This window comes from Stenotrophomonas sp. 3diitr2024 (genome assembly GCF_042136455.1).
GTDB classification, from domain to species: domain Bacteria; phylum Pseudomonadota; class Gammaproteobacteria; order Xanthomonadales; family Xanthomonadaceae; genus Stenotrophomonas; species Stenotrophomonas sepilia.
The window spans coordinates 1-269 of record NZ_JBHHMJ010000558.1 but is presented as its reverse complement, the minus strand read 5'-3'; the positions used below and the strand labels follow the sequence as shown (position 1 = coordinate 269).

The window sequence follows — 269 nt, the reverse complement described above, 5'->3', positions numbered from 1 at the left end:
CTACGCGGTGATGCGCGACTACGCCGACCGCATCCAGCTGGAACTGCAGCGGGTGCCCGACGTCGGCAAGATCGACCTGGTCGGCCTGCAGGACGAGAAGGTGTGGATCGAACTGTCCAACACCCGGCTGGCCACGCTGGCCGGATCGCGGGCATCGCTGCCATCGTCCAGCGCCAGGCGACGACGCTGGTTGTCGGCCATCACCTGCTCATAGCCGGCCGTACCCGGCGCGGCCACTTCGGTCGGCTGCCAGAGGCGGCCATCGAAGG

At 68.8% G+C, this 269-nt stretch carries 1 protein-coding gene; it reads left to right on the top strand.

Going from position 1 to position 269, the window contains the following annotated elements:
* A partial coding sequence (locus ABGA94_RS14490; RefSeq protein WP_375367608.1) for a hypothetical protein occupies positions 1-214 on the top strand: 214 nt, incomplete at its 5' end.
* Positions 215-269: the final 55 nt, after the last annotated feature.